The 2119-nt window shown below is 40.5% G+C and carries 3 protein-coding genes; all 3 read left to right on the forward strand.

The annotated features are described in order from the left end of the window. Positions 1-322 precede the first annotated feature (322 nt). The 3 genes from GW12_RS05990 to GW12_RS06000 are packed head-to-tail and all read left to right on the forward strand — an operon-like array spanning position 323 to position 2087. Entirely contained in the window at positions 323-976 is a 654-nt protein-coding gene (locus GW12_RS05990; protein WP_034584830.1) for a glutathione S-transferase N-terminal domain-containing protein, read from the forward strand. Between the two features lie 9 nt (positions 977-985). Further along, positions 986-1414, forward strand: coding sequence for a ClpXP protease specificity-enhancing factor (locus tag GW12_RS05995; RefSeq protein WP_034584833.1), 429 nt, complete (start codon positions 986-988; stop codon positions 1412-1414). A 19-nt stretch (positions 1415-1433) separates the two neighbouring features. After that, positions 1434-2087 carry a hypothetical protein gene (locus GW12_RS06000; protein ID WP_034584835.1) on the forward strand — a complete coding sequence of 218 codons (654 nt, stop codon included), beginning with the start codon at positions 1434-1436 and terminating at the stop codon, positions 2085-2087. Positions 2088-2119 lie beyond the last annotated feature (32 nt).

Genomic DNA, 2119 nt, shown 5'->3' on the forward strand with positions numbered 1-2119 from the left:
CTTAACTGACTGGCATTACTGGTTTATCCAGGGTTTTTTTATATCTCTTAAAAAACCACTTATTCACTCATTATTTATTGTTCATGCACGTCTTTGCCCCATACCCCTTCATGGCACCAGAAGGACTTGGTTAAATAATAGTTAATCACACCAATTAAAATCAGTAGCAGAATCAACGCCAGTTTGATCATCATCTTGTTCTACTCCATACATTTTTTTCTAATACTCTACCCAGCTTAACGCCCAATGATGTTTTATGCTTCGTGCTTTTTAGGTTGATTTTTAGTATCCTATTTTACTCACTAAAATATACTCAGGATTTATGTCAGTCGAAAGCGCGCCTCTTCAAGGACTCACCTTATACAGCCATGCCGATGACTTTCGTTCCCATTGGATTCGCTACGTACTTGCCGAAAAACAGATTAAATATAACCTGATTTTAGTGGATCACGATGATGAAGATCTGGCCAGCCTGAATCCTTATAATCAGCTGCCCATGCTGATCGAAAATGATCTAAAATTGTTTATCACCCCGATTATCTCTGAATATATTGATGACCGTTACCGGCAGAATAAGCTGTATGCTGACGCGCCGATGCCGCGTGCAGAGCAACGACAGTACCTGTGGCGCTTTGAACATGACTGGCTAAAGCTAGCGGATATTATGCTCAAACACCCGGATACTCTAGATTCAGCTGCAAAAGCAAAAGCGCAAAAACAGCTACGCGATATCCTAATTTCATTGATGCCGTTATTTCAGCATTTTCCTTATTTCATGTCTGAACAATTCAGCATCCTGGATTGCATGCTGGCACCAATATTTATCCGTTTGCCGAGTATGGGTATAGAATTACCTCAACAGCAATGCCGTCCATTCCATTTATATTGTCAGCGGATTTTTAGTCGTCCAGCATTTATCAAATCGATGACCCTACAAGAAAAAAACCGCTATTCATCCCTATTAACACATTCGTAGAGAAAGATTATGTCTGAACAGGAATTCCAGCTTATGCCTACACGTCCATACATGGCCCGTGCGATCTATGAATGGATCTGTGACAACAATATGACCCCTTACCTGCTGGTAGATGCAACTCGCCCAAATACCATGGTTCCAGAGCAATTTGTGAAGGATGGTCAGATCATTCTGAATATCGTGCCACATGCTGTACATGCGCTACACATGAGCAATGATGCAATTACCTTTTCTGCCCGTTTTGGCGGCGTATCACGTGATATTTACGTACCTATGCCAGCAGTACTCGGTATCTATGCGCGTGAAAACGGTCAAGGTTTATTCTTCGATCCAAATGAATATGAACATACACAAATTGAAGAAGATGCTTTAAAATCAACCACTGAAGAAAAAACCGAACAACCTAAGAAAAAACCAAGCCTAAGGTTATTAGATTAAATAAAAATGGAGTAAGTGAATGGCTTTTGATTTAGTACAATATTTTGTTGAACAGATAGAAACTCAAAAGCCTGAGCTTCTAAGTCAGTATCCGAAGCAGGAACGCCGCGCTTATATCACTGAACTCAGCGCACTGACTTTAGGCAAGCTCATCTCTGAATGGCGTCTTGACCCTAAGAAAATCTATACCGAAATCAATCATCCTGATGATCTCTATATTCAGGAAATTGCCCGTCACCTTTCTACAGTTTCCTCAAATGAATCCAAACTTTCCCGTACAGAACAGGAAGAAAGTCTGTTTGAAATTTTTAAATTACAGTTGCTCGAACTCAAACAATTACATGATACAGGCAACCACAATTTAAACAGTATTCAGGAATTGCTATACGGCCAGATCGAACATCTTTCCGGTCAGGCAGATGATTGGGTTTGGACAACAAATAACCTATTAGAACTGAAAGGCTCTAAACCCGTGCCACAAGAAGATATATCATTGGAGGCAACGATGAAGGAGTTTAATCAGATGGTCAGCCAGAATACTCACCACCAGGAACATGACGTTGAAGAAGTCACTGTAGTCAATGCACCAACCTGGTCTAAAATTGTAGAACCAATCGTTGCCATTGCAATCCTGTGGGTACTTGTCGATGCAGTACTGAAAATATTTGCTTAAGCAATCTACCTCATAAAAAAACACCCCCTGAT

The sequence above is a fragment of the Acinetobacter sp. HR7 genome, assembly GCF_000773685.1.
Taxonomy (GTDB): domain Bacteria; phylum Pseudomonadota; class Gammaproteobacteria; order Pseudomonadales; family Moraxellaceae; genus Acinetobacter; species Acinetobacter thermotolerans.